Source organism: Mariprofundus sp. EBB-1 (genome assembly GCF_003665155.1).
Lineage (GTDB): Bacteria > Pseudomonadota > Zetaproteobacteria > Mariprofundales > Mariprofundaceae > Mariprofundus.
The window spans coordinates 12,160-37,923 of the sequence record NZ_RCFQ01000014.1 but is presented as its reverse complement, the minus strand read 5'-3'; the positions used below and the strand labels follow the sequence as shown (position 1 = coordinate 37,923).

Sequence of the window (25,764 nt, the reverse complement as noted above, 5' to 3'; positions counted from 1 at the left end):
CCTATTCTACGTGTAAGATATAATCTGGGGTGGGGTTCAAAGGGCAAGAGTAGATATATGTTCCCGGCACAAGTGCTACGGCATAATCTCTGCTTTGTCCCATTGCGATACCACCCCCGGAAACGCCGGGCAAACTCAATCGAGACAAGCCTGCACCACGCAACCAGAAACCCAAGGCATAAGAGACATCGCGGTTTTGCACACGAAAAAGATAATCGCCCGCCTTCAGTCGCAACACCTTTGCTTTAGCCAAACGTTGATCCGCACTCTTTTCATTCAAGCGCACACAATCATCGGAAGAGCGGCTTTGGAAATGATGATCCAAACCATTTTCAGCCTCAATAAACTGACAATTCGTCTGGGTCAGATAAACCACCTCACTTGCCAATGCATCATTCACATTGAACAAGAGCAGCGATAACAGAACCAATGCATAGTTTTGAATACGTTTCATGGCCCGTAGTCGCCATTCTCGGCATCGTATTACAAATGAACTTTCGCTGTTCTCTGATCATTGATATTGCATGATCAGCACAATTGACGATATTTAGGGCTTTTAAAGCTTATCTCAGGAACATTAGGAGTTATTGTGAGCGAAGAGACACTGTTGGAGTTCCCTTGTCAGTTTCCAATTAAGGCAATGGGAACCAATCATAAATATTTTGAAAATGATGTAGTGATGATTGTGCGTAAACATACTCCTAACCTTGGTGAAGGTGCAGTAACATCAAAACCCAGCCGCACAGGCAAGTACCTGGCCGTAACCGTCACCATTACCGCTACCAGCAAGGCACAAATCGACGCTATTTATCAGACATTACATGCGCACCCTGATGTGAAGATGGTGTTATAAACGGCATCAACATTTACGCGCCTTGTTGCACCGGCGTACACTGATGACATTTCCATCCCCATCAACCTCCTGATCAATCAGGTGTAATAGTGACGTAACACCTTATAGAGATAAAAGGCATCCTTGTATCCAGCCAGTTCACGAATCGAGTGCATGGCAAATGTCGGCACACCAATATCAACGGTGCGCACACCCAGTCCGCTCGCAGTAACCGGGCCAATCGTACTGCCACAGCCCAAATCGGAGCGCACCACGAAGGACTGCACCGGCACATTCACTTGATCACAGCGATGCTTGAACAGAGCACTGGTTTCACTATTGCTGGCATAACGCTGATTGGCATTCATTTTGATGACCGGCCCGGCATTGATGAGCGGGCCATGATTGGGCTCATGTTTATCAGGGTAGTTGGGATGCACAGCATGCGCATTATCAACAGAGATCATCATGCTGGATGCAATCATGCGCGACATACTCTCTTCACTGCCGGTCAGCCGTTTCAGCACCGATTTTAGAAAGTTCCCCTGTGCTCCGGCGGCCGAGACACTGCCAATTTCTTCATGATCGTTACAGACCAGCAAGGCATTCTGTCCAGTATCATCGCCCATAAGCGCCATCAAACCGGTATAGCAGCTAAGTAGATTATCGAGTCTGGCACTGGCGATAAAATCATCTTGCAAACCCACCACAGCCGGTGCCTGCACATCATAAAAACTCAACTCATAATCGAGCACCTGCACGGCTGCTACTTTATGATTGCCGGCAGCTTCCATTTGCGCATTGATCATATCCAACAACAGCATTTTTAAACGCGGGCCGGCTTCTTTACTATTATCCACCTCTTGCTCAGGCAGCCTCATCAATACCGGAGCCAGATGCTCTTGTTTGTTGATGGTGCGGTTTTCATTGGCTTCCCGATCCAGATGTATCGCCAGACTCGGAACAATGGCAATCGCTTTTTGCCAATCAATCAGTTGATGCGCAATCTGATCATTAGCATCGACATAACTGACACGCCCGGCGAGGGAAAGATCACGATCAAACCAGGGGTTGAGTAAGGCACCGCCATACACTTCAACACCCAGCTGCAAATAATTCTGATTCATCACTTCAGGATTGGGTTTGACTTTCAAACATGGACTATCGGTGTGCGCTCCCACCATAAACATGCCTGCTGTCAGAGGCTGGTTTAAGCGAAACGCAATGATCGATGAATCGTTCCGCGTAACAACATATTTACCACCAGCAGGCTGATCTTTCAGCTGCCACTGCTCCTTTTCCGTCAACCGCTGAAAGCCTGCAGCTTCCAGCATAGCAACCATGTTCTGCACTGCATGAAAAGGTGTCGGAGACCTTTTTACAAAATCGAGCAAACCATTCACAAAGTCGTTATTCTGCATAAGAGCCTCTACCGCCATGATATCAATTTTGCGCTATGCTCTGGATTCCACAACTTAGTGCAACATACGCCGGCTCTCTGGCGCTATCGAAAGCTGTGATTCATAGTTGGCAGTGTATGACCACGCTTCGATTCAACAAACCCTTTCAGGTGCTATGCCAGTTCACCGATGCGAATGAACGGCAAACACTGGCTGATTACATCCGTTTGCCCGGCATTTATGCGGCTGGTCGTCTGGATCGCGATAGTGAAGGCTTGCTACTGCTGACCAATGATGGCCCGTTACAGAATCGTATCTCGCATCCCGACCACAAACTTAAAAAAACCTACTGGGTGCAGGTGGATGGCCAGATCAGCGATGATGCGATACAAGCATTGCGTGATGGCGTAAAACTCAAAGATGGCATGACGCTGCCAGCCCAAGCCATCCGAATGAATGAACCTGCCAACTTATGGCCGCGCACCCCCCCCATTCGTGTCCGCGCAGAGATTCCCACCACATGGATTAGCCTACAAATATCTGAAGGACGCAACCGACAGGTGCGCCGCATGACCGCAGCAGTCGGTTACCCCACCCTGCGCCTGATTCGTTATGCCATTGGCCCGATCAATCTGGATAATCTATCAACGGGTGAATATGATGACGTGGATGAAGCACTACTCTGGTCACTGTTTCCCAAACCCTCCACCAATGCGGGCAAAACAGATCACAGGCAGGATGGGAAAAGAACGCATCGCTTCAAATCAGGCCCCGCTAAAAAAAGACACTGTAAATAAACAGACAGCCAGGCCATCACACCAGCTGCGTCTTCACCCCGAGACTGCATCACCAAGACCGATAGCACTCATAACGTCGGCAAAATCACCTTGCAGCGGTGCATGAATGTCCACCGCGCAAGCTGTTTCAGGATGCACAAACCTGAGTCGATTTGCATGCAGCAACAGACGATGGGTATTGAATTGATCACGAAAAAATTGATTCTGTTTGCCATCACCATGCGTGGTATCTCCCACTATTGGGTGAAATACGTGCTTGAGATGTCTACGCAACTGATGTTTGCGGCCTGTTTTTGGCATCAGATGGACCAATGAGTATCTTGCCGTTTGGTAGCGACCGACGGCATAAGGCAGCTCCACTGTCGCAAGACGCCGGTACGCCGTAACGGCTTCCTGGGCTTCTTTATCCTGCCTTGCCTTTCTGTCGCTCTTTTTATCCAGCTCCTCTTTGAGTGGATAATCGATGATGCCCTGCTCTTCCGTATATCCGCGCACCACAGCCAGGTACTCCTTACAGACAACTCCGGCACTGAACAGCTCGCCCATCTTGCGGGCGGTTTCAGAATTCAAGGCAAACAGCAACACACCGGAAGTTGGTTTATCAAGCCGATGCACCGGAAACACATGCTGACCGATCTGATCACGCAGCATCTGCACGGCAAAGCGGGTTTCATACCGATCAATCATCGAGCGGTGCACGAGCAAACCTGATGGTTTATTGATCGCGATCAGCCAATCGTCCTGATAAAGAATATCCAGCATGCGCGAAGCATGCATGGGAGATGTGAAAAGGAAAGCGCTGTTAACCCCATTTGTTAATTAAAGAATCGCTACCGATTGCATCCCGATTCCCTGCAGTAATATAGCGACAGGCTGGGCCAAACTCGGACAGTCAGTGATTGGCATCTATGGATCGGCTAGTGAAGCATCGCCAGACGAAAGGGGCGGTAACAGATGGTCTATTCCTAACGATGACCGGAGCCTCTCCTCTACCCGTTCAGCTTTATTCACTATCTATTTTTTATCTTCGAAATCCCACGCCAGATCAGTGAAATCGCGGCCAGAAACACAACAACGGCCGATGAAGGTGGATAATCAAAGTAGTCAGAGAAGATGATCCCACACACACTCGCCACTGCAGCAACAGCCACTGTTTGCAGTGCCGAACCATTATTACCATCACGCCATACAGAAAGCCCCGGCATCACCAGCATCGCAAAAACCAGAATCACACCCACCGCATAGATCGCAGGCACTACGGCAATCGCCAACGATCCATAAAAGATAATACGTCCAAGCAGATGATCTCCGAATCGCTGTTTAGATAATAACAGCGCCACAGCTCCCGCCACTGCCATAATCATCAACTCTGTCTCATTCACGCCAAGCACACTGCCAAACATCAACTCCATCATCTGCCCTTCGGCATGCGGAAGCATTGCTAAAACCATCATGCCAATGGAAACGGCCAAGGCATAAAGCGCTCCCATTACAGCCTCTTTGGGCAGGTCACTCTTATCCGGAAATAGAGCCAACAACACAACCACTCCGGCTGTAATCACCGCAGCGTAAAGCATGCCATTACCATCGACCGCCATACCTACGGCATAACCAACCGCAGCCACTTGAGCCAGTGCCAGATCGACAAAGATAATCCTGCGTTGAAGAATCTGCTGGCCAAGCACCGGCAAATAGAACGAGACAAGCAAACAGGCCGCTAGGCTGAACCAGAGAATCAACGCCCTACTCCAGCGCCTTTAAGCAGCGACTCAATCATGGCCAGATAACCATCAGCACCCTCACCATCCACCGCATCCGGCATGTTCACCAGTTCAGCGCCGGAGAGCGATGCTACCCGCTTAACAATACGCCCCATATGATATGGCTCCACCCAGATCTGGCCGACATGCTCACGGGCAATCACGGTTAACAGGGTATCAAGATGACGTGTCGAAGCTTCAACACCCGGTTTGGGTTCAATAAAACCGACAACGGGAATGCCAAAGCGTTGACTGAAATAGAGGTAAGAGTCGTGATAACTGACTACCGAAGTTGCCCCTGCCAATCTTGGTTTCCAGATGTTCACCAATGCCTGCAAGCGCTTGCCAAAAGCCGTTGCTCGCTGATGATAAGCTGCGGCATGATCCGGGTCGATCTTTGCCAGTCGTTCAGCAATAGCGGAGGCCACCACCGCTGCTCTGAGCGGATCCAGCCACCAATGCGGATTGCCTTCCGGATGCACATCACCCATCGACCGGTCCACCTTGTCCATCATGCCTAGCACTTCAATGGCATCAGCACCGGCAACATAACCTGCTTGCCCGGGACGAATCCTATTGTTGCGCGAAAGCGCAATCAGTGGTGGTAACCAGCCCCCCTCCAGTGCCAGCCCTGCTGTAACCAACAGATCTGCTTTGGCAAGGTGACGGGCAAGTGTTGGTTTAGGCAGTACAAAGTGAGGGTCCTGCCCCACCCTTGCCAACACTTTAACTTTTCCATCCTCTCCAGCCACTGCCGCAGCGATTTGACCCAGTGCAGGCAGTGTGGCGACAATATATGGCTCTGCATCTGCAACTACGGGAAGCAGAAGCAGCATGGTTAACATGATATATTTAAATTTATTCATAGAACTCTCCTTAGTATTGGTGTGCACGATGCGGACCAATGGCTACAACCCAGCGCAAATACCAGGCATTGGCACGACCACCAGCTGCAATGCCCAGATCGGTGGCAACTGCTGTTAAAGCGTTGCGGGTATGTTTGTATTGCAGGGTAATGCCCTGAAATTCACTGATATTCCAGACTAGACCTGCAGAGATCGCCCGCTCGGTTAATCTGATTGGTGTCGCCTGATCATAAAGTCGAGAGTAATCAAAACGGGAAAAGAGCTTCCAATTCCGATCAAGTGCAGCTGTTGCAAGCAGATAACTGCCGTCGTTCACTGCTGTTGTAACCCCTGCCCCCATCTGCTGCCAACGGCGCAACCACTCGCCCTCCAGACTGAATCCGGCTTGCGAAAGGCCCTGATATTTAAGTGCGAAATGGGTACCAGCAACGCGAGTCAACGAGTGACTTGTAGCAATACCATTTTTACCCTGCAGATAGTTTGCGCCAAGATCAAATGTTGCAGCATCACTCAGATCCCAGAGTCCACTCCAGCGCGCTATACCCGCATACTGACTAGTGCCGGTTGGATCAAAAGCCACATCGTTTTGGGTGCTAAAGAAACCGGCAGTCAACGTCTGCACCGAATCCCCTACAAAAAACGGCCGATCAATCAATACCCCATCACCAACAAAGATCTCCGGCCCGAACATATTGACCAGACCATTAGGGCGATCTGCATATATCAGCGCATGCGGATGTTTTTCATTGACCATGCCCACCGGCAAAAACTTACGACCAGCTCGCAGATTTAATCCCCATGGCAGATTGGCTGTAATAAAACCCTCTTCAACGGCCATTGTACCATTAGCTCCGGTGACAGTGACATCGAGCCGCGCATGCGGATCAATATTGGCGCCAAAGACAATTTCAGCTTCGGATAGCGGCAGGAAGCTACTGCTTCTCACACCACCACTGCCGCGAATGCGTTGCCCAGTAAAGGTCCCAACAAGCGAAAGCGATGGATTACCACTGTTCTCACCAATAGCAGCACGCACTACCTTACGGGTTGGAGTTTCAGGTTCTTTTGCTTTCTCAACAGGGTTCGCAGCCACTTTAATGTGGCTTTCTGCGGACGCTTTCGTTGCAGCTGCTTGTTCTAATTGTTCAATGCGCTTCATCATCTGCTGAAGCTGAATTTTCAACTCTTCAATTTCACTTGCAGCATATGCACTACCAGGCCCCCAAAGGACCACGGCAAGCATGATGCACAGTTGTGCATATCTCATTATTCATCTCCTGATTATGTTTGTTTGTTGTGCCTATAGGCACAGAGTTAAATCAGGAGAAAAAGGGAGGCGCGCGAATAAGGGCTGAAATGCTCGCAACGGCTACATAGGCAGCAGCTTGAGAAATTGCCGAGTCGATATGGGATAGGTTTGCTGTGGCATCAAATACCACGGAGGGCGCTGCACCGTGTGCCGCGACATCTTCAAGACTGCAGCTGATACAGGATCCACCGAGCGCATGAAGACCATCATCATGACTATGGATGCTCGCAACAGCATAGAGACAACCGACAACAGCCAGCATGGAACAGATCCACTGCAAACGGCGCATGGCACTTAAACTGCGCAAGCTATCTCCAAACGATTTCATCGGCGCAACCTAACTATATATCGAAAAAAACAGAATCTTTTATTCATATTTATAAAGCAGAGCTGAAAAATTAAAGGATGGCACTATTGTCCTCCTTTCATTCACCTCAAAAGGTTAGAAAATTTAGGAGCATTAGTTAGTTTAGCTTTTAATATCGAACAACCTAAGTGGGCTGAAATATCACAGTCACACCATAACATCACGAGTCAGCTTCACCATTATGGATGGCCGGTTTACCCCATAGTGGGTGGCTATAGCTCTCTCGACAGCCCGGAATGATGACTCTCCACATGCCTAAACATGTTATATCTATCAAACACCTTAATATTCAACAGATTACATAAATATAAGTATTACAATAGAACCATTAATTATATCTGAGATGGCGGCGAATCTGGTGTTTTCTCCCGGTTTCGGGGGTGACAGAAAGCAGCACATAGCGCTCGCTCTGATAACGACCTACCGGATAGGGCAGTTCAACCCGGGCCAGTATCCGATATACAGTTACCATTTCCTGCGCCGGCTTATTGATCGCCACCAGCCATTCGTCCTGATAAAGAATATCCAATGCCACTGTTTCAGATTGCAGAACATACTCCGTCAAAGATCCCATAATCAAAACAGTGTTGTTGAATAGTCTGAGCCAGACTTAAGCCTCAGCGCGTGCTGCGATAATCCGTTTTTTCAATGCTTTAAGAGGCACCAGATCTTCTAACAGCTCCGTGTCGGTAGCACCAAAAGATGAAACACGCACCTTGATGGCTGCGATTGCACTTTCAATAGCTTTCAGGTCTGCATCGCTTACTTCTACTAAAATCTTATCTGCCATGAACTATCCCCTCATTGATTTTTTGCAGTCATCACAAACCACATCACACCAAACAACCATAACGGCTTTAGCAACTGGATACCAGACAGAAAAGATGATTCAATACTGCCATGATAGAAAACACAAGGATCATAAAGCCGCCATCGATCAAGCTGCAACAAGCGATAAAAATCATCTTCCTCGGTGACTCCATCACCCAATCAGGGCTGCTACCCGATGGTTATATCACCCGAATCTCGAAACAGATTACCAAACAATACCCCAAGCTGGATATTGAGCTCATCGGGGCAGGCATTAACGGGCACAGAGTGCCGCACTGCCTGAAACGCCTGGATCGTGATGTACTACAGCATCAACCATCCATCGTGGTAATTTATATCGGTGTGAATGACGTCTGGCACTGGCAACATAACAGAGGCACAACAGCCGCGGATTTTGATGCCGGTTTAAGAGAGATCATCGCACGTATTCAAACAATCGGTGCACACACTATGCTCTGTACCCCCTCCCTGATTGGCGAACAATTAAATGGAGGCAACAACTACGACAACATGCTTGATCACTATGCGCAAATCAGCAGAGATATCGCCCATGAGACCGGTTCACAACTGCTTGATCTAAGAGTGGCATTCATGACCTATCTCAGCACACATAATACGCATAATGCGGCAACAGGCATACTCACAACAGACGGCGTTCACCTGAACAAACACGGCAACCAATTCCTCTCCAGACTGATACTAGAAGCCTTGCATCTACCGACTGTGGATTGCATCAATCCAGTTTCAGTTCATGATCAATTTAATATCAATTCCACTCTGGGCTGAGCTTGAAGCTTGGCCTCATCAATATTGCTTCGACAGGTAAACAGTCGATCCGTTGTCACGCCCTTTGCCTGCAATGCACTCATGACTGCATCTGAACGTAACTGCCCAACATGAAGCAAGGCGGCATCCGTTTTCGCTTGCGGTGGCTTCGCCGGAATAGCTTCACCCTCCACGGCCGGTGGTCTGGGCACAGGTTCACCTTCAATGCGTGTTGCCACGCCACAAATCTGCAGACGAAACTCATCACTCTTGATTAACAGGGCTGCAATTTTGGCAACGTAATCCTGCATATTCGGATTCAAGGTGGTTTGTAATTCCTCAAAAACTACCGGTGTCAGTTTAGGTTTAGCGGCCTCGGCAATCAGATCGCTAGCCAGATCAGCGGCAAGAATAATGCTACCGTAAGGTTGTAGTAGCAGCGTTGCATAGGTCATCGCACCTGTACTTAACGAAGAGAGCAGTGCTTTATTGATAATCGCGTTCAGGCTGATATCAGGATCATCCAATTTACCACTGACTGGCACTTCAAGGTCAATATCACCACGACCATCTCGCAACATATTCAGCGCGGCCCCGACAGGCATGCCCAGCTTCATGTCGGCCTTGCCCGGCTGTTTGGAATCACCCAACTCCAGCTGGCGAATCAACACCCTGTTCTTCGCATCCAGGCTACCCTTGGCGATTTTCATCGAACTGTTCAGATTAAACTGGCCTGTTTTAATCGACTTGCCAAAATCAGTTTCGATATAACCGGACAGGCGCGCAAGATCATAATTTTTCAGTTCCACATTCAAATCCGTTCGTAAAGCGTCTCCTGCCGCAGGTAAAAGCTTGCCTTTCACCTTCAAAGCTCCGGATTTACCCATTTGCATCTGCATATCAAGCTGTCCGGCTTGTTTGCCTGAACTATCCAAGGGTGCAAAACGAAAATGTTGAACACGCATCTCCGTATTCAATGCCGGTACCACCGACAGATCATGCAAAGCAATATGACTGCCTGCAGAAACTATCAATTCATCAATCATCACCACAGGCTCTTTAGCCGGCTCTTTTTTTACTACCACTGAATCCGGTTCTGTATCTGCTTTACCGGCACTGGATGCGGATCGTTGTTTAGATTCTCTTACGGCACTGGGGTTGGCATTACTGGCCGGCTGCGATTTGGATATAGCATCCAGCACTGCCAAGGTTCCATCTTTCTGTATCACGATTGTAGTGTTCACATCATCAAATTTCAGCTGCTTAGCACGATAGAGTCCATTGTGATCAAGCATCACCGTATCTGCCTGAATGCTGCCTATGGTGCCAAGATCCCCCTGCCCATTGGATGGAAGCTGCACAGCATCCAGTTTCAATAGCTTAAATGCACCTGTATCCACGCCACGCATCGAGAAGTGTTCAAGTGTTGTATGACCAATACTACCCAATGACTGTTTACCCTGTTTAAATTCACTGTTCTGAAGCTGCAAACTGCCCAGGGAGAGTGTTTCGTCGGCGGCGCGTGAGAATGTGCTCAACGCAAGCTGTTTCACCCGAAAGTGATCATCACCGGCAAAACCATCGGCCGAGAGTGCATCCAATGTCAACGTGGCGAGGTCAACAGACCCAGCCGGATCCACATCGATGTTCTCTGCATGCAGACGATCCAGCGCAACTACTCCGTTGCCGGTTAGCGCCTTTTCAACCTGAACCTCATGCATATCAACGGACCCAACAACAAACTGCTTTCCGCCACGTACGTCCACATCAGCAAGCTGTAACGACAGCAGCGATAGCAGCGCTTTATCCGCATCATTCGCCACCTTAAGTTCAGCCAGATCAAGAGCCAGCTTACGGTTCTGCATAGACTGCAACAGATCAGTGGAAAGCAGTGATAAGGAGGTCTCTCCTCTGCTGTTAAGATGCTGATATTTTACTTTATATTTGAAACCGGAAAACGTAGTCGGCCCCAGTTCAATATCATGCACAATCTTCTGCTGGTTTTCGTGAAGGCCTGAGAGTGAAAGCTTTAATGATTTAACCGGAAGATGCAGGGAAAAATCATTGGCGGTAACCCGCATATCCAATTCGGACAACACCATATCATCTACAATAATCAGCCATGGTTTATCACTATCATCTTCGGCCACGTTCTGTTCAACGTCCACTTCGGATGCCGGCATCTGAATATCTGCCAACTGCCATGCCTCAGTTTTCTGAGTGAGATCTACCACGGCCTTATTGATCTGTAGAGCGCGAATATGCACAACATGATTCAATAATGCCTGCCAATCAATCTGCATTGAGAAGTGCCCGACGTTCAGCCCCTCTCCTGCCCTCAACCCCTCAATGGAGCATGTGCCCCGAAACAGATTGAGATCGATATTTTCAATGGCCGCATCTTTTACGCCATGTTTTTGCAACCATGATGCTGCAGCATATTCCATAGCAGTGGGCAGTCCCCAGAGCGAGAGCAGCATCAATGACAGGATGCAAGCGAATATCATAAAAAAGCGCCGCACAAGAGACGTTTTAGCCCTGCCCGAATCTTTCTCCACAGACGTAGATACCGACTCAGACATGCATCAACAGCCTGTCTTCAACATTTAAATGTACGATTACCATCTCATCACCTCAATCGAAGAGCTATCCATGGAGATACTCATTTTCTGCATTCCCCCGGATAGCGTGATATTAGCCTAATATGCAACGACCGAATATGAATACTATTTAGCGGCTACTACACAATGGCATCGTTTATCCAGACCAACCAAAAAGAAAAAGCACTCTGCCTTGCTCAATCAAAACAGCGCGTTTCTTTCTCTCACAAAGGCTTCAAACGCATCCGCTGGTAGCGGCTTGCTGAAATAATAACCCTGAATTTCATTGCATGAACGCGCTTGCAACCAATTGAATTGGTCTTCATCTTCAACACCTTCGCAGATCACATCCAATTTTAGATTATGCGAGAGCCCGATAATAGCCTCGGCAATGGTGGCGTCATCTTCATTGGTCATCACATCATCGATGAAGGATTTATCTATCTTCAGCTTATTGATGGGGAAGCGTTTGAGATAACTCAATGATGAATATCCGGTACCAAAATCGTCAATAGCGAGGGTTAACCCCATCGCAGCCAGTTTTTCCAGTAGTGCAATCGTACCTTCAATATCCTTCATGATAACAGATTCGGTAATCTCCAGTTCCAGCAATTCCACATCAAGACCTGAGACCTGCAGGGCATTTTCCACTTTTTCCAGCAAGTGCCTGTCAGAGAACTGACGCGCCGACAGATTCACCGCCACCTTCAAATTCTTCAGGCCGCCATCATGCCATGCTCTGTTCTGGCGACATGCTTCAAGCAAGACCCAATCACCAATCGGCACAATCATGCCGGTCTCTTCTGCAACCGATATAAAATGGTACGGCGCCACCATACCACGCACAGGGTGTTGCCAGCGGATCAATGCTTCCATACCTACAACACGACCATTATTCGTATTAATCTGGGGCTGATAATGCAGTACAAACTCTTCACGCTCGATAGCTTTTCTCATTTCACTTTCAAGACTTAACCGATTTGAGGCGGAATGCTGGATCGATGCTTTATAAAACTGGTAGTTGTTGCCACCCTCTTCCTTGGCTTTGTACATCGAACGTTCAGCATGTTTGAGCAGTGTTTCACTGTCTTCTCCATCGCCGGGGAAAATCACAATACCGGTACTGATGGTGACAACAACGTCATTGCCTGCAACGTCAATGCCTTCTTCCAGTGCATGCATCAACTTCATGGTAACAATATTAGCATCTTCAGGATGCACAAGATCAGGCAGTAGAACTGCAAACTGGTTGCCCCCCAGACAAGCGATCAGATCGTTGCCACGCAACTGGGATTTCAAACGGTTGGCAATCTCTCCGAGTAACAGATCACCTCTGGCAAAACCCAGAGAATCATTGATCACCTTAAAATTATCTATATCTACAAACAGTACACCCAACTGAAACTTTTTACGTTTAGCGTTGGCCTGTTCCTGCGATAGCATCTCTTTAAACATATTACGGTTGGGCAGCTGCGTATTCTGATCATAACCCCCCTGGTGATATGTATCGAGTGTTTCGATGATATGAATATAATGCGAAAACCCTTCATCTTTATCATTGGTGGAAACAGTAGTCTGAACCCCCTTCATTATCTCACCATTCTCTTTTCTGATATTGACGTCGCCCGTCCAGATGCCCTCATTTTTCAAGGCTTCAGCTTCGATGCTGGCAAAATCACACACCTGTTCCGGCAAGACATACAGCGCAGATGACGAACACCCCTTGATCTTGTCAGATGCATATCCGGTCAGCGCACAAAATGCCGCATTCACACGAATAACGCGGGACTGCATATCAGTCACCATCAAAGCAGTTGTTGGAGCACGGTCATCTCTGTTTACCATCATTATACCTCTCCCATGCACCACATTTCTCTCTGCCTGCGTTTATCTACTTTGCATGCCCGATCTCAGATAACTATGGAATATCTATTATAGCAACATATACGCCAATAAGTATCAGGACGTAAAACCACAGGCGTAAAACATTCGGACTTTACGGAGATTAGCAAAAAGGGTTGCATTGAAGCATGCTTCTCGACCTCAACACCAGCTTCACAAGCAGGAAACAGATTCGAATATATGAATAAAGTATTGCATCAACCCTTTGTCGCATCCTGCCAGCGTAACGGCCCGCATATTTTTGCGGCACTTAAAGAGCGTCTGCCCGTCCCCGCCACAGTACTGGAAATCGGTAGTGGCAGTGGCCAGCACGCTGTAATGTTTGCCAGGGCGCTGCCAGCCATCAACTGGCAGCCCAGTGATCTACCCGATACGCATTCTGGTATTTCCAGCAGAATCAATGAAGCAGCACTTACCAACCTGAAACAACCGCTGGCGCTCGATGTCTGTAACAGGCACGACTGGCCATCGCAGCAATTTGATCTGATTTATAGCGCCAACACCCTGCACATCATGAGCAAAATGGCAGTGGCTGCCCTGTTCGCAAATGCTCCAAGCGTAATGCGACCAGGTGCTTCGATGTTCATCTATGGCCCATTTAAAGACAACGGTCAGCATAATAGTGAGGGCAACATCGCCTTTGATGCCAGACTGCGCGCCACTGATCCTGCCCGTGGCATTCGCGATATCTGCTGGCTTAAGCAACTGGCCTCAGACGCTGGCATCAACTTTGTTGAGGATATCCCCATGCCCAACAACAATCGCATACTCGTTTGGCAACGGAATTTATCAGGTGATAGCCTTTAATCGGGAGATTGATCATTCTATCGAACGATGATTTCTGCTTAGGGAGCTGCAGATTTATGCGACATTTCATTAGAGAGGGAGAATTATGAAGTATTCGATTCTATTATTGCTGCTAACGCCACTTCTCTCTGCATGTGCTATAGCCAACCAGTTATATGAGTGCAATGCAAACAAAGCTCCCGGATATTCTATAAAAGATTGCATGGTTAGTCCCAATCGCCTTCAACGTGATCAACTACCTGCAGCCCTAACACCATTGCTACAGACATGTGAAACGTTTGGAACACCGCGCAAGACAAAACTGGAAATCATTGGACATCAAGCCGGCTCCTACCGCTATTATCCCATGGGGCTGAATAGTTCAAAAGATGACATCCATGGTAATAACTGGAGTAGCCGCTGCACAGCGACGGCAAAAGATGTCACCGCGCTTATGGATCAGACATTTGAGCCCGCTAAAAAGATCGACGCGATTGAAATTGATGTTCATGCCGCCGACTTGGATAAAGCCTTGTGTGAAAAGGGTAATGATTGCATCTTCGTGATGCACAACAATCACAACACAAAAGAGTGGCAAATACTTGCTGAAAACAAAAAAGCGTATTTAAACGAAAATAGTCTGAAAAACGTACTTATACATTTCTCTAAAGCCGGGTATATCAAAAACAACAAACATCTCTATGTGGAGCTTAAATCGACAAGAGGATGTAATGCACCAAATCAAAGCATGGGCGGAAAGTGCACAAATTTGGGTGAACGTGTTGCTGCTTTGCTTAACAACATGGTTGCTAAAAATGAGTTGGACTTATCAGATCATTGGCTCTCTTTCACCTCCTTCTCTGCCTCAGCCCTGGAGGCTCTACACCATCATCTGAATACAGGTATCCAGGACAGTATAGGTTATGCACTGATCGCAGGCATGCACCCGTTGCGTCCAATCGAATGGGGGCTCGCACAAGCAAAGGGCTCGGTACCACTGTTCACCGAAGATCTACAACAATTTGCAGAACAAACAGTATGGCTGGATTCAATCTGGTTTTCAGTTCAGGGCATTCCAAAGTTCGGTAAACTCTTTCAGGAGATTTCAGACAAACGCAAGGCTTACACGAAGGACAAACCATTAAAATTTACGGTCGCCACCTATTCACTCAAATATGATCGTTTCAACCTTATGATGATCGCTCAAACCCTGTCATTTCAACAAGAACTCTCAGCCATCATGATTGATATTGATGATGCGTATTCATGCCCATAATCAAGCCCGCATTGAACCTGTCTTCGTTGAACTGAACTGCATTAAATCGGTTTAAACCATCAGCTCCACCGTAATAGGATAATGATCTGAATAACCATTGACATCGGCGCCACCTTTTTCAGATGGGCGATTGAAGCGACGCGCTCGGCCACTCTTGCCTCTCATCATATCCGGTTTATAAATCGCCACACTATCGCTATCGACCCGCACCTCACTGTCCCTGCGCAGCATGCCATAGCTGACCAGAAACTGATCGAGCATATGCCAGGTACTGGAATAGAGATAGGTGCCGGGATCATGCCCCTGCATCAACGGCCACATCAGATTGAGCATATGACCTGATCTGGAATAGCGCACCTGCCCAGGGTCACGCGTACCCAACAGATACTCCTGCATAGAACGATTAAACGGTTCATCATTGAAATCGCCCATGGAGATAATCGGCAAATTCTTATCGCCACCCTGCTCTGCATCCAGCATATTGGACACAATATAGGCATGTGTTTCACCCGCCAGCATACGGAATGGTTCAGAGGCGTACTGACCGCCGCTGCGTGATGGCCAGTGGTTGGCCACGGCTACAAACTCAGCATTGGTGGTCAACACCTTTAAATGTGCCCAGAACAGATCCCGTGTAGCTGAACGTTTAATCACCACCTGATGATCACGACTTAGTACAGACAATCTATTTGTATCAACAATAAAAGAGGTGTCGATGCCTCTGGCATCATGGGATGCATGCCCGATCACTTCATAGCCACGACCGGGTATATCGATGACATCGGCCAGACGCTTCAACACCGTTTCGTTCTCCACTTCGCAGACACCAAGCAGATCAGGGCCCTGCCCATCGAACATCTGCTCAATCACACCGGCCAGCTGCGCGATCTTTCTATCACGCACCTCTGCACTCCAGCCTTTGAGTTCTGATTTTAATTTTGATTTCAGTCGCGGATCACGCGATGCATGCTCCGCATCAAACAGATTTTCCAGATTCCACCATGCGATATTGATATTTGCCATCATAGCTCCCCTGTTCATAGAGTATAGACCAAACACAGATGGATAAAAACGTTCCTGCCAATCAGGATTATGGAGATCACATGAGCCGAACTACCATGTTTATTATCGGAGCTGTTGTCGTAGTGCTTATCTTGTGGGGATTAGAAGCCCTCATCGTCGGCCATTTCATGAATCAGTTCTCAGGCCAGCAAGCCAGCTAGTGAAACAACATCAGGGCTCAAGTCCTGAGCCCAATTTTTAGACCGATTTTCCATTTTCGGCTCATTCAGACCCGGCTTCTCAGCTTGCCCCCATACCTGCAGTGAGCTTATTCACCTGCCTCTCTATATACAGATTGAAGTGGTTGATCTCCGCAACCGGAACATCATGCTGCATACATATAGCACGCCAGTTGGTGGCAACGATCTCCACAACCTCATCAACGATTTGTGCTGCCATCGATGTATTAATTTTGAATCGGGCAGCCAACGTACCTGTAGCTTCACTGCGCCTTGGCCCAACATCGCTATGATCAAATGAAAGGGTGTGCGCATGATTCTGGTTCACATCAGGCAGCAGATCATAGGCAGGGGTTAATGCGTAACCATCACGATAGTACATCGAAAAGTTTTTCAGGTGATCATCTGTATTTCCAATGACTGCATTGAATATCATCTGCCTGAATAACGCCTGAAGATCACCCGACGGATTGCTTGATACCGTACGAACAACATCGGCCATCTGCACATACGTTGAGTGATAGAAGCCGGAAACATTGAGCAGGCTCTGCATGCTGATCATGTGTCGACAGCCTTCACCTATCCGGTCAAAACGATCAAGGCAGAGCATTTTGATTCCCCCTTCTTCCATGACAGAAAAACCGGGCACGCGCATACCGGCCATACCAGCCAGCGTAAGACAGGAAGCTTCCAGCCCTGTAATATCATAGCGATCGGAAATGCTCGGAAACTTGACCAGCTTAAGCAGCCCATCACCACCTATCACGCTAGCCTTAGGATGTGCGCCACCGGGTGAGCCGGCAGCGTTAAACAAGCGTTGAAGTGTGACGTCATCCTGCATATCCCCTTCTTCAAACGCCCTGGCTGCTTGTGCAAGTTCAACCACGGAATGGATTGACTCTTCCTCTGCCGCGTATGTCATGTGCCCTTCCAGCTCATAAGACAATGCACCAATGGCTTTATAGTCGAGATATTGTAGAAGCAGATGTGGCGATTGAGCCGCATGTGACAGCGCAAACCTCCTGGCCATCAAGCTGCGTCCCCAAGCATCCGGCAGTGAATCTTCAAACACACCAAACAGGACTTTATTGACCTCATACGCGTGCTTATCCGGCGTTAGATTTATCGGATCAATAGGGAATAAATGGGATGAGTCATTGAATTCATTACTGTAACGAAAGGCGCAACGATCACCAGTAAGTACTAAATCACCCACATGCATGATGGAGCCATCATCCAGCGTTAAGTTAACCTTGTAAAAAACGCTTTTCATGATGATCTACGTACTCTTTTTCGGGATTTCTTTTGCTGATCAAACTGCTCGAACAGACTACTTTCAATTGAAAACAGCTTATGCCATTGCTCAGTCGTACGCGTAATCTTCGCCGCCTCCAGCCAATAACCAATCTTCACCGAAGGATCTCCCTTCTCCATGCGGATATACGTTGTTCTTGAAACCCCAACCCGATCAGCCATCACTTCCTGCGTCTCATTAAGTCTGTTTACTCTCAACGATTGCAGGCTCATGCCTATCTGTTTGCAGACATCTATAATATCATCAGAAAACATACTTCATCCATACGACACAATGTATCATATTATTAACATTAATAAAGATATTAGGTTATAATATCCTATTTACAAAACATTAACTATTCTAAAAAGCATGTCCCCTGCCTCAGAATAGCGCATCGAATCATCGTAGCACAGCTACTGCTTTGGGCGCTGGAGTCTCGGATTATCGCGATCAGTTCTCCAATCAATCAACTAGCTCCTGAAAGCATCATATATCAACACTAGCCACCCATTCAATTCAACATTAAAAAGCAGATTCTCCCTGCACCATCAATACCATATTTTGACAGTTACCGAATTTCTGCTATATAACAAGGAGAGGTTTTCAGGGAGAAACTCATAGTGTGAACAATCCACTAGACCGCAATCAGGACGATTGGCTGATGAACATTATCCGAGGGGGATTAGCTCATGGCAGCAATCACAGATGTAATACATCCATTTAAAACTACATTGAAAGAGCCGAAAGTACTGGACCTACGATCCAAAAGCCGCAAAAAGATCTATATTAAAAGTGCTATCGCGACCATCTATGACGATGGCATTAACTGTATCGACATACCTGTTTGGGGATATGCCAAGCGCAGAAATGGCAAGGCAAAATATCTTGGACCTTCCATCATTGTTGCAAAAGATAAGACCATCGACATCACCTGGATCAATGCTCTGAAAGGAGATGATCCAGCGATCAATCAAAAAGCAGATCACCTGCTGTTCCCGGCAATTGCTTCTAGTTACACAGAAAACATCGGTGCAGCGATCCCACAGAACCGAATCGGCGTTGAGGCGGATGCAGAACCAACTATGGGACACGATTGCCAAGCACGATTTTCGACCCATCTACACGGCGGTAAAGTTGCCACTGGTTCGGATGGTATGCCGGAGAGTATGATCATGCCGGGTCAGCGTGAGCTCTGCCGTTATGAAAACAAACAACGCGCCACAATGCTCTGGTATCATGATCACGCCATGCATACCACCCGCCTGCACGCCTATGCAGGCATGGCCGGTGCATGGATTATCACCGATAATGAAGAGGCTAAGCTGTCATTGCCAACGAAGGGATTAGCTCTGGTGATTCAGGATCGTAACCTGACAATAAGTAATGACGGCACAACGAACCCTGGCGCACATAAAACCCCGGATGAAATCGATGCCGACTCATCCATACTGTTTAATAATTCAAATGTTCAGCTCTTGCACAAGGTGGAATCGGGCGATGGACCACTTGAATTTGCCGGCCCACTAACACTGGTGAATGGCAAAATATGGCCAGTGACGGATGTCGATGGTGACTGGTACAGACTACGCATTCTCAATGGAGCTAACTCCAGAACCTATAGCCTGCTGTTTGCCGAAAGAACAGGTGATGCCATCAATGGCTATACCTATTCAACTGTGAATGTGGATACACAGCAGATAGGTAGCGATGGAGGCCTGTTCGCTGCACCTGTGCAATTAACAGAGAATCTGATTCTTGCCCCGGCAGAGCGCGCCGATCTGCTGGTCAATTTTGCCCCCCTCGCAGGCAAAGATATTGTGGTGCTGAATGCTGCCGAAGCTCCCTTCGCTAACAGCACTCCAATTGATGTCTTTGCTCGCCTGAACAACGGCGATTATGGCACTGGGGGCACGCCTGAATTATGCACGGATAGAACGCCATACCCTGAGGTCATGATGTTCAGAGTAGCCGCCAACACAACGACAAGCACCTATGATTTTATGCAGTTGTGTGACCGATTTACTAATTTAGCTCTGCTGACAAGTGCTACAAAAACCAGTTATGAGCATGAACTACCTCAATTTGATGCTGTCAAAGATAAAGTCAGAACGGTTGCTATTGTAGAAAAAACAACGGCTATGGGGCCTGTGCTTGTATTGTGGGAGCTGTTGACTGCAGCGGAACTCAATAGTGATTCCCCGGTACTAAGGCCGGGCAAGAGTGTTATTCTAGATGGCATTTCTTATTATCCTGTGGCCGAACGATTTCAGGACCCGGTCAGTTATATTGTGAAATACGGTTCAACAGAACGCTGGCGCTTTATCAATCTGACAGCAGACACCCATCCGATGCATATGCATCTGGTGCAGTTTGTACCTGCGGCAAGAAAATCCATTGAATCTATTCTCGCGATTGCCCCGCAACACGTTATTGATGCGATTGTCACTGAATGGGGGTGTGAAGATACAGCGCTCGTGAATCAATTGATTAGCAGCTTGGCATCAGGTGATGACATTATGTTGTCTGATTATACAGGAGCCGGTATTGGCGATCTGATTCTCGCGCTGACTGGAAACCTTAAAACTGGTTATCACATGCGTACAGGCGATGCCGTAAACATTGGCAGTGCAGGTAATGGAATGGAAGACAATGAAATCTGTTTTAAGGATACCGTTCGGGTGAACCCCGGTGAGATCGTAGAAGTCGATGCCACATTTGACGGCTACTGTGGCCGTTATGTCTATCACTGTCACCTGCTGGAACATGAGGATCACGATATGATGCGTCAGTTCGTCGTGACACGCGACGATGTGATGCATCATGGCATGCCGGGCATATCAGTAGGTAATAACTAGTCCTATACAAACTGCACTGAGCATCACGTAACGCCGACAACGGGATCGGAAAATTATTTCCGGTCCCGTTTTATGCAGCAACAAGCATATCTGCTACTGTTTTACGGTCATGATCGAAACGTTCATGGATCAGCTCTCGCCCGGCCTCAGATAAGGCATGTTCGCTTAAATAATGATGATGATTTTACGCGACAGCTATCTGGCTGCCTTTTTTGCTTTCTTGGCAGCCTTTTTCTCTTTTGGTGTCATGGCCGCCTCTTTCTTGCCTTCCCTGCTACTTTTCTGTTCCTTGCCCATATCTCGCTCCTGACAATCAATGATTGTCTGCGGGAGAGTCATCACAATCCGCCATACGGCGTCTGATTGATGTGCTCCCATGATGTGTGGTAATGCCTGCCAGCCAGGACTGCTGAAGAAGAGATGTTCTCTTAAGCGTCAGCCGTATCTTCCAACTCGCTGACAAATCAGAGCGTACCCCTGCCTTCCGCTGATAGCTATCTATTCCAACGGAACAGTCGGATAGAAATTGATGTTTGGATATACAAAACGACTTTCCCCCTAATGAGGTGTAAATGGTTGGTTTCATGCCACACTTCCATGTGTAGCACCCTTTGAGCGTAATCCGAGCAAGCCTTTTAGGTGCATAGCACCAACCCTTGCGCTTTACGCCACCATAAGTGATTGATGGTTTTTATAGATTAATGTGTTAAGTATTTTATAAGGGCGATCTACATATTTTGGTTGTATCCACCGCACTTCAGTAAATGACATCAATTGGTGAAAGGGAGCGTTATGGCGCCGTTACCGGGCATTCACTCCTTAAAAAACTATTTTTTCGTGGACTCTGGCATGTTTTCAACAAACCCCTTGAAAATATCATCCAGTACCTCTGTTTGCGTAGGCGGTTCAGGGTAACCGCTTTGATCTAAGCCAATCAAAGTATCAACAAACGCATCCACCAACTCTTCCCGCCAACGCTTATCCTTACTGAATGTTCGCGATGAGTCGTTGCTGTTGGTTTTTGTCTTGCTTACATAACCAGACCAGACATGCAAATTCTGCTGTAGGTCATAAATTGTCAACGATACGCCCATCTCGTGTGTAGTCTCTAATGATACATCCACGCGCACCTGTTCATATTCACCCTTTTTCTTATCTTGTTCAGAATCTGCCAGATTGGATTCGGTCTGATTGCTTTTCTCACTAATGTGATCTTGCTCAATCCGGGACAAAACAAGGTAGCGAGCCGATGGAACGGCATGGCGAACATCTTCTACATCCTGACTGTTGATCGCACCTGCCACCCGGTAACTATCAAGTAATGTCATCAAAGAAACATTACCAACCTCTTTGGCCAATAAGCCAGTCCGAATCACCTTTATGTTAGGTTTTTCTTCATGAAACTGCCGACCAAGCTGGTCTCCAAGCCGAATACGTGTGATATCATCCAGCTTCTCTACAGATGAAGTCACTCCAGCAATTACAAATTGGTTCTGTATAGTTTCCAAGTAAGTAAAAGAAGGGTCTTGATGCAATCCAACTACTGGGGTCTTACAGGCCACCAGCACCAACATAGATATTAGAACGACCAAAGGTAATCTCATAAATTATTACTCCTCTCATTAGCGATGTGAATATTTACTGGTTAAATTCGTTAAAGCAAGCTTAACAGCCAAGGTATGTAGTGGTTCTCGGTACTTATCGCTTAATATGTGGTCTGATGATTTGAGCGTAGTTCCACGATATTCAGTCGGTCCACAGCCTGCTATTCCGATTCTAATACACATCATTACGGCATAGATTGCATTATACCCCAAAAAGAAACGTTAAAGCGGAGGAAGAATAGAGATTTCTCAATCCCGGCAATTCGTGAGTTTGATAGGGATCGCGGATTATAGTTAAAGCTAACTATTATCATTTAGAAGCTTCCTAATGAGTTGGCTAACTCTAGCTACTCTAAATGGTTTAAGCAGTATTTCTTCTGAGTCCATACTACCCCCTTTCTGAAACCGTTGCGTGCGATCATAGCCAGTAGAAAAGATTATTTTTGCATGATGATTGATCTTCCGGATCTCTCTAGCAGCCTCAACTCCGCCCATTACTGGCATCACCACATCGAGAATCGTTAAATCAACAGGGCAATTATGATTTTGATATTTCTCAATAGCCTCTTTGCCATTGGAGGCCGTTACTAATTTATATCCAAGACTTTCCAGCACACCTTTTTCTGCATGAATAACAGAATCTTCATCATCAACTAAAAGGATGGTTTCGCCTTTTCCACGCAGAATTGCCTCTTGAGAAATCATGACCGCATCTGCCTGTGCCTCGGTTAGCAGAGGAAGGTAGATTTTAAAAGATGTACCTGAACCCAGTACACTTTCAACTTCAATTGCACCACCATGGGATTGAATTGCACCATAAGACATAGCAAGCCCTAGTCCAGTCCCTTTGCCGACTTCTTTGGTCGTAAAGAATGGATCATAAATTTGTTTTATGTCTTTGGCATCAATTCCTGATCCATTGTCGATTACGATAATGCAACAATAACTATCAAGAAGCATGTTTTGGTGCCTTTCCTTAAAAGCTTGATCGGCTTCGTATGTTTCTAGTTTGATTGTAATGCATGGCCTGTTTTTATGAGCCACAGCATCACGAGCATTGTTGAGTAAATTCATAATCACTTGTTGAAGCAGGTTGATATCACCCCTTATCTGAAGGTCGCCATCAGGGATTTCATATACCAAGTGAATATCTTTTGGCAGTGAAATCTTCTGAAAATTAGCAGTTTCCTTAAGGAAAAATGGTGCATTAATTGGATTCATGGTTCTCATATCTTTGCGTGCGAAGGTCAGCATCTGACTAATCAATTCCGCTGTTCTGAATGACACCATCTCTATTTCATCAAGGCATTTGTAGGCGTCAGAATCAACCGCAATATCCTCTTTTGCCAAAAAAACATTACCTGTAATTCCAGCCAAGCAATTGTTGAAATCATGCGCGATGCCACCAACAAGGGTGCCAATAGATTCCATCTTCTGTGATTGATGAAATTCATCCTCAAGGCTTTCGTAAGAGGAAAGATCTTGTTGTATTCCAATGTATTTTTCGATGATGCCATGCTTGTTTTTGATTGAAGAAACAGTCAATAGAGCCGGATAAAAACTATCATCCTTCCGTTTGTTGATAACCCTTTTTTGCCAGCGATTGCCACTAGTTATTACGCTCCACATCTCTGTGTAAAAGAGTTGGCTTTGATGGCCGCTTTTGAGGATTCCTGGAGTGCAACCTACGGCTTCATCTATCGTATAACCTGTTAGATTTGTATATGCCGGGTTAATATATTTAATTTCGCCATGCTCATCGGTGATGACGATAGCTTCGCCGATTTGTTCAAAGGCAGCTGCAAAAGTTGCAACCTCTTTTGTTCTTTCTTCGACCTTATACTCAAGTGTCTCTTTATATTTATTAAGGTCGCTGTTTAATCTTTCAGCTTCAAATAGTCGCTGCTCGGATTTTCTGACTAATATTGAAATAATCATTGCGGTAATCGCAGTTATAAAAATAAAAAGCTGTAGCATAAGTAGTGAGTGGTTAGGTGTTCCCAGAATAAAGGGGCCAACACCATGAGATGTTTGCCAAGCAGATACTCCGGATAAGATTAAAATCCCGATGCTTACTTCTCGAAAGGTGAAGTGTAGAGCTAGCCATAGCAAGCAAGGCCAAACAATAAATTCGAGAGGGAGATGTTGTTGACTTTCTGAAAAAAAGGCACCGAAGCCAATAAACCCTGATGCAATCAATATTGAATATATTATCAGAAGCTTCAAGTTTACCAGTGCTTTCAACTGTTGTTCCTTTACGTTCCACCAGACCAATAGCAAGGGCGTAAAAATAAGGACTCCGAGACTGTCTCCCAGCCACCAAGTGAGCCACAACTCGGCGACTTGATCAAAAGATGCAACCCCTCCCAGAAGTAGTGATGATACACCGATTGATGAACTTATCAGGCACATTAATGGGATAATTAGCGCGAATGTTAGCACTTCCTGAATTCTTGCAATCTGGTTTTTCGTGCCGATAAGCCGATGGAAAAGCTTAGCGCCTAATATTGGTTGAATTAATGATCCAATGGCGATGCCGATGCCGGTCACAATGGAATAAGCGACTGTATCCAGTGTTGAGTGATCAAAAAATGTAGCGGTGTTGACGATCAATGCACCTAGAAAAATGCCCGGCCAGCTCCTTCGGCCGAGCAGAAGAACCATTGCTAAAGCAAACCCTGAAGGTGGCCAAAACGCACTCACGTTGGTAAAGGGGATTGCTACCGATAGTCCAATTTTGCCTAATAGGGCATAAAGCATGGCTATAGCAATAGTATCTATAGCAAACCTTTTTAAAAAATATCTTGTGCCGGTCATGAAATTAATATCTCCTCGCATGACATTGATATATTAAGCAGATGGGAACCCTTGAGAAGGTTTCATATTGAATATTTTCGGACTATAGATATCTCCCGTGATGCATTCAACTAAGCTATGCGCGGTTAATAACAGTCCCCTCTTGTGACTAACTTGTAATGACTTTATCGCAGTTTCCTGTTGAAACATATAAAAACAGGTCACCACCCATAGTCGGAGGCACCAATGACACCAGGGGACTTATTTCGCCCATCTTCATTGTCAGATTTTATAATCCGGTTTACTGTTAAATGGTGCAATCGACTGAATATCGAGGCCATTTCCCCCCCATGGTGAAGCAGCTTGATCTTCCCCAACAAAATCGACATGCGCCGCTTGGGCAAGTTCTCTAACGTGTCCAAATTGTGGCAACAACTAGCCAACATCAAAAAGTAGGGGTACACAAACACCACCAGTTGT

Annotated in this window: 23 protein-coding genes; 6 read left to right on the top strand and 17 right to left on the bottom strand. The window is 46.8% G+C overall.

Translation table 11 applies throughout. The annotated features are described in order from the left end of the window. Position 1: 1 nt before the first annotated feature. A complete protein-coding gene (locus tag D8Y20_RS07495) occupies positions 2-454 on the bottom strand; it encodes a hypothetical protein (protein ID WP_201265579.1) in 453 nt (150 codons plus the stop codon). 135 nt (positions 455-589) lie between these two features. On the opposite strand from D8Y20_RS07495, the gene D8Y20_RS07490 reads away from it, so the two are divergent. Beyond that, the gene (locus tag D8Y20_RS07490) at positions 590-853 is read left to right on the top strand and encodes a YbeD family protein (protein ID WP_121542424.1); all 264 of its coding nucleotides are present in this window, start codon (positions 590-592) and stop codon (positions 851-853) included. Positions 854-930: 77 nt separating this feature from the next. Here the strand turns inward: D8Y20_RS07490 and D8Y20_RS07485 are convergent, their stop codons facing one another. Next, positions 931-2,253, bottom strand: coding sequence for a M18 family aminopeptidase (locus tag D8Y20_RS07485; RefSeq protein WP_121542423.1), 1,323 nt, complete (start codon positions 2,251-2,253; stop codon positions 931-933). A 116-nt stretch (positions 2,254-2,369) separates the two neighbouring features. On the opposite strand from D8Y20_RS07485, the gene D8Y20_RS07480 reads away from it, so the two are divergent. Beyond that, positions 2,370-3,029, top strand: coding sequence for a pseudouridine synthase (locus D8Y20_RS07480; RefSeq protein ID WP_121542441.1), 660 nt, complete (start codon positions 2,370-2,372; stop codon positions 3,027-3,029). A 33-nt stretch (positions 3,030-3,062) separates the two neighbouring features. On the opposite strand, the gene truC is transcribed toward D8Y20_RS07480, so the two are convergent. The 7 genes from truC to D8Y20_RS07445 form a co-directional block, all read right to left on the bottom strand. Then, positions 3,063-3,791: a tRNA pseudouridine(65) synthase TruC gene (gene truC / locus D8Y20_RS07475; protein ID WP_121542440.1), complete on the bottom strand. Its 729-nt coding sequence runs from the start codon at positions 3,789-3,791 to the stop codon at positions 3,063-3,065. Positions 3,792-4,039: 248 nt separating this feature from the next. After that, positions 4,040-4,768 (bottom strand): metal ABC transporter permease, encoded by a 729-nt coding sequence (locus D8Y20_RS07470; protein ID WP_121542422.1) that lies wholly within the window; start codon positions 4,766-4,768, stop codon positions 4,040-4,042. Further along, positions 4,765-5,655: a metal ABC transporter substrate-binding protein gene (locus tag D8Y20_RS07465; RefSeq protein ID WP_121542421.1), complete on the bottom strand. Its 891-nt coding sequence runs from the start codon at positions 5,653-5,655 to the stop codon at positions 4,765-4,767. The genes D8Y20_RS07470 and D8Y20_RS07465 overlap by 4 nt, the downstream gene beginning before the upstream one ends. A 10-nt stretch (positions 5,656-5,665) precedes the next feature. After that, the gene (locus D8Y20_RS07460) at positions 5,666-6,922 is read right to left on the bottom strand and encodes a hypothetical protein (RefSeq protein ID WP_121542420.1); all 1,257 of its coding nucleotides are present in this window, start codon (positions 6,920-6,922) and stop codon (positions 5,666-5,668) included. 52 nt (positions 6,923-6,974) lie between these two features. Next, positions 6,975-7,292, bottom strand: a complete 318-nt coding sequence (locus tag D8Y20_RS07455) for a hypothetical protein (RefSeq protein WP_121542419.1) — start codon at positions 7,290-7,292, stop codon at positions 6,975-6,977. A 367-nt stretch (positions 7,293-7,659) separates the two neighbouring features. Next, on the bottom strand, positions 7,660-7,905 hold the full coding sequence (locus D8Y20_RS07450; RefSeq protein ID WP_121542418.1) for a pseudouridine synthase: 246 nt from the start codon (positions 7,903-7,905) through the stop codon (positions 7,660-7,662). Positions 7,906-7,941: 36 nt separating this feature from the next. After that, positions 7,942-8,121 carry a hypothetical protein gene (locus tag D8Y20_RS07445; RefSeq protein ID WP_121542417.1) on the bottom strand — a complete coding sequence of 60 codons (180 nt, stop codon included), beginning with the start codon at positions 8,119-8,121 and terminating at the stop codon, positions 7,942-7,944. Positions 8,122-8,231: 110 nt separating this feature from the next. On the opposite strand from D8Y20_RS07445, the gene D8Y20_RS07440 reads away from it, so the two are divergent. Beyond that, entirely contained in the window at positions 8,232-8,948 is a 717-nt protein-coding gene (locus D8Y20_RS07440; RefSeq protein ID WP_121542416.1) for an SGNH/GDSL hydrolase family protein, read from the top strand. Here D8Y20_RS07440 and D8Y20_RS07435 read toward each other — a convergent pair. Then, on the bottom strand, positions 8,918-11,509 hold the full coding sequence (locus tag D8Y20_RS07435) for a DUF748 domain-containing protein (RefSeq protein ID WP_121542415.1): 2,592 nt from the start codon (positions 11,507-11,509) through the stop codon (positions 8,918-8,920). The genes D8Y20_RS07440 and D8Y20_RS07435 overlap by 31 nt on opposite strands. A gap of 219 nt (positions 11,510-11,728) precedes the next feature. Continuing rightward, positions 11,729-13,375, bottom strand: coding sequence for an EAL domain-containing protein (locus D8Y20_RS07430; protein ID WP_236075326.1), 1,647 nt, complete (start codon positions 13,373-13,375; stop codon positions 11,729-11,731). Positions 13,376-13,609: 234 nt separating this feature from the next. Here D8Y20_RS07430 and D8Y20_RS07425 point away from each other — a divergent pair, with 234 nt between their 5' ends. Together D8Y20_RS07425 and D8Y20_RS07420 are read left to right on the top strand one after the other, a co-directional pair. Beyond that, positions 13,610-14,236 carry a DUF938 domain-containing protein gene (locus D8Y20_RS07425; RefSeq protein WP_121542414.1) on the top strand — a complete coding sequence of 209 codons (627 nt, stop codon included), beginning with the start codon at positions 13,610-13,612 and terminating at the stop codon, positions 14,234-14,236. Between the two features lie 202 nt (positions 14,237-14,438). After that, positions 14,439-15,491, top strand: coding sequence for a hypothetical protein (locus D8Y20_RS07420; protein ID WP_147434039.1), 1,053 nt, complete (start codon positions 14,439-14,441; stop codon positions 15,489-15,491). Between the two features lie 51 nt (positions 15,492-15,542). Here the strand turns inward: D8Y20_RS07420 and D8Y20_RS07415 are convergent, their stop codons facing one another. The 3 genes from D8Y20_RS07415 to D8Y20_RS07405 all read right to left on the bottom strand — a co-directional run bounded on the left by D8Y20_RS07415 (position 15,543) and on the right by D8Y20_RS07405 (position 18,301). Continuing rightward, positions 15,543-16,514 (bottom strand): endonuclease/exonuclease/phosphatase family protein, encoded by a 972-nt coding sequence (locus tag D8Y20_RS07415; protein WP_121542412.1) that lies wholly within the window; start codon positions 16,512-16,514, stop codon positions 15,543-15,545. A 279-nt stretch (positions 16,515-16,793) separates the two neighbouring features. Further along, positions 16,794-18,005: a type II toxin-antitoxin system HipA family toxin gene (locus tag D8Y20_RS07410; RefSeq protein WP_121542411.1), complete on the bottom strand. Its 1,212-nt coding sequence runs from the start codon at positions 18,003-18,005 to the stop codon at positions 16,794-16,796. Beyond that, entirely contained in the window at positions 18,002-18,301 is a 300-nt protein-coding gene (locus tag D8Y20_RS07405) for a helix-turn-helix transcriptional regulator (protein WP_121542410.1), read from the bottom strand. The genes D8Y20_RS07410 and D8Y20_RS07405 overlap by 4 nt, the downstream gene beginning before the upstream one ends. 417 nt (positions 18,302-18,718) lie before the next feature. Here D8Y20_RS07405 and D8Y20_RS07400 point away from each other — a divergent pair, with 417 nt between their 5' ends. After that, positions 18,719-20,884 (top strand): multicopper oxidase family protein, encoded by a 2,166-nt coding sequence (locus D8Y20_RS07400; protein WP_121542409.1) that lies wholly within the window; start codon positions 18,719-18,721, stop codon positions 20,882-20,884. A gap of 827 nt (positions 20,885-21,711) precedes the next feature. Here D8Y20_RS07400 and D8Y20_RS07390 read toward each other — a convergent pair. From D8Y20_RS07390 to D8Y20_RS13600, 3 genes are all read right to left on the bottom strand, one after another. Further along, on the bottom strand, positions 21,712-22,356 hold the full coding sequence (locus tag D8Y20_RS07390) for a hypothetical protein (RefSeq protein WP_147434038.1): 645 nt from the start codon (positions 22,354-22,356) through the stop codon (positions 21,712-21,714). Positions 22,357-22,788: 432 nt separating this feature from the next. After that, positions 22,789-25,305, bottom strand: coding sequence for an MASE1 domain-containing protein (locus D8Y20_RS07385; protein WP_161957594.1), 2,517 nt, complete (start codon positions 25,303-25,305; stop codon positions 22,789-22,791). 261 nt (positions 25,306-25,566) lie between these two features. Then, a complete protein-coding gene (locus tag D8Y20_RS13600; protein ID WP_153232657.1) occupies positions 25,567-25,716 on the bottom strand; it encodes a hypothetical protein in 150 nt (49 codons plus the stop codon). Between the last annotated feature and the right edge of the window lie 48 nt (positions 25,717-25,764).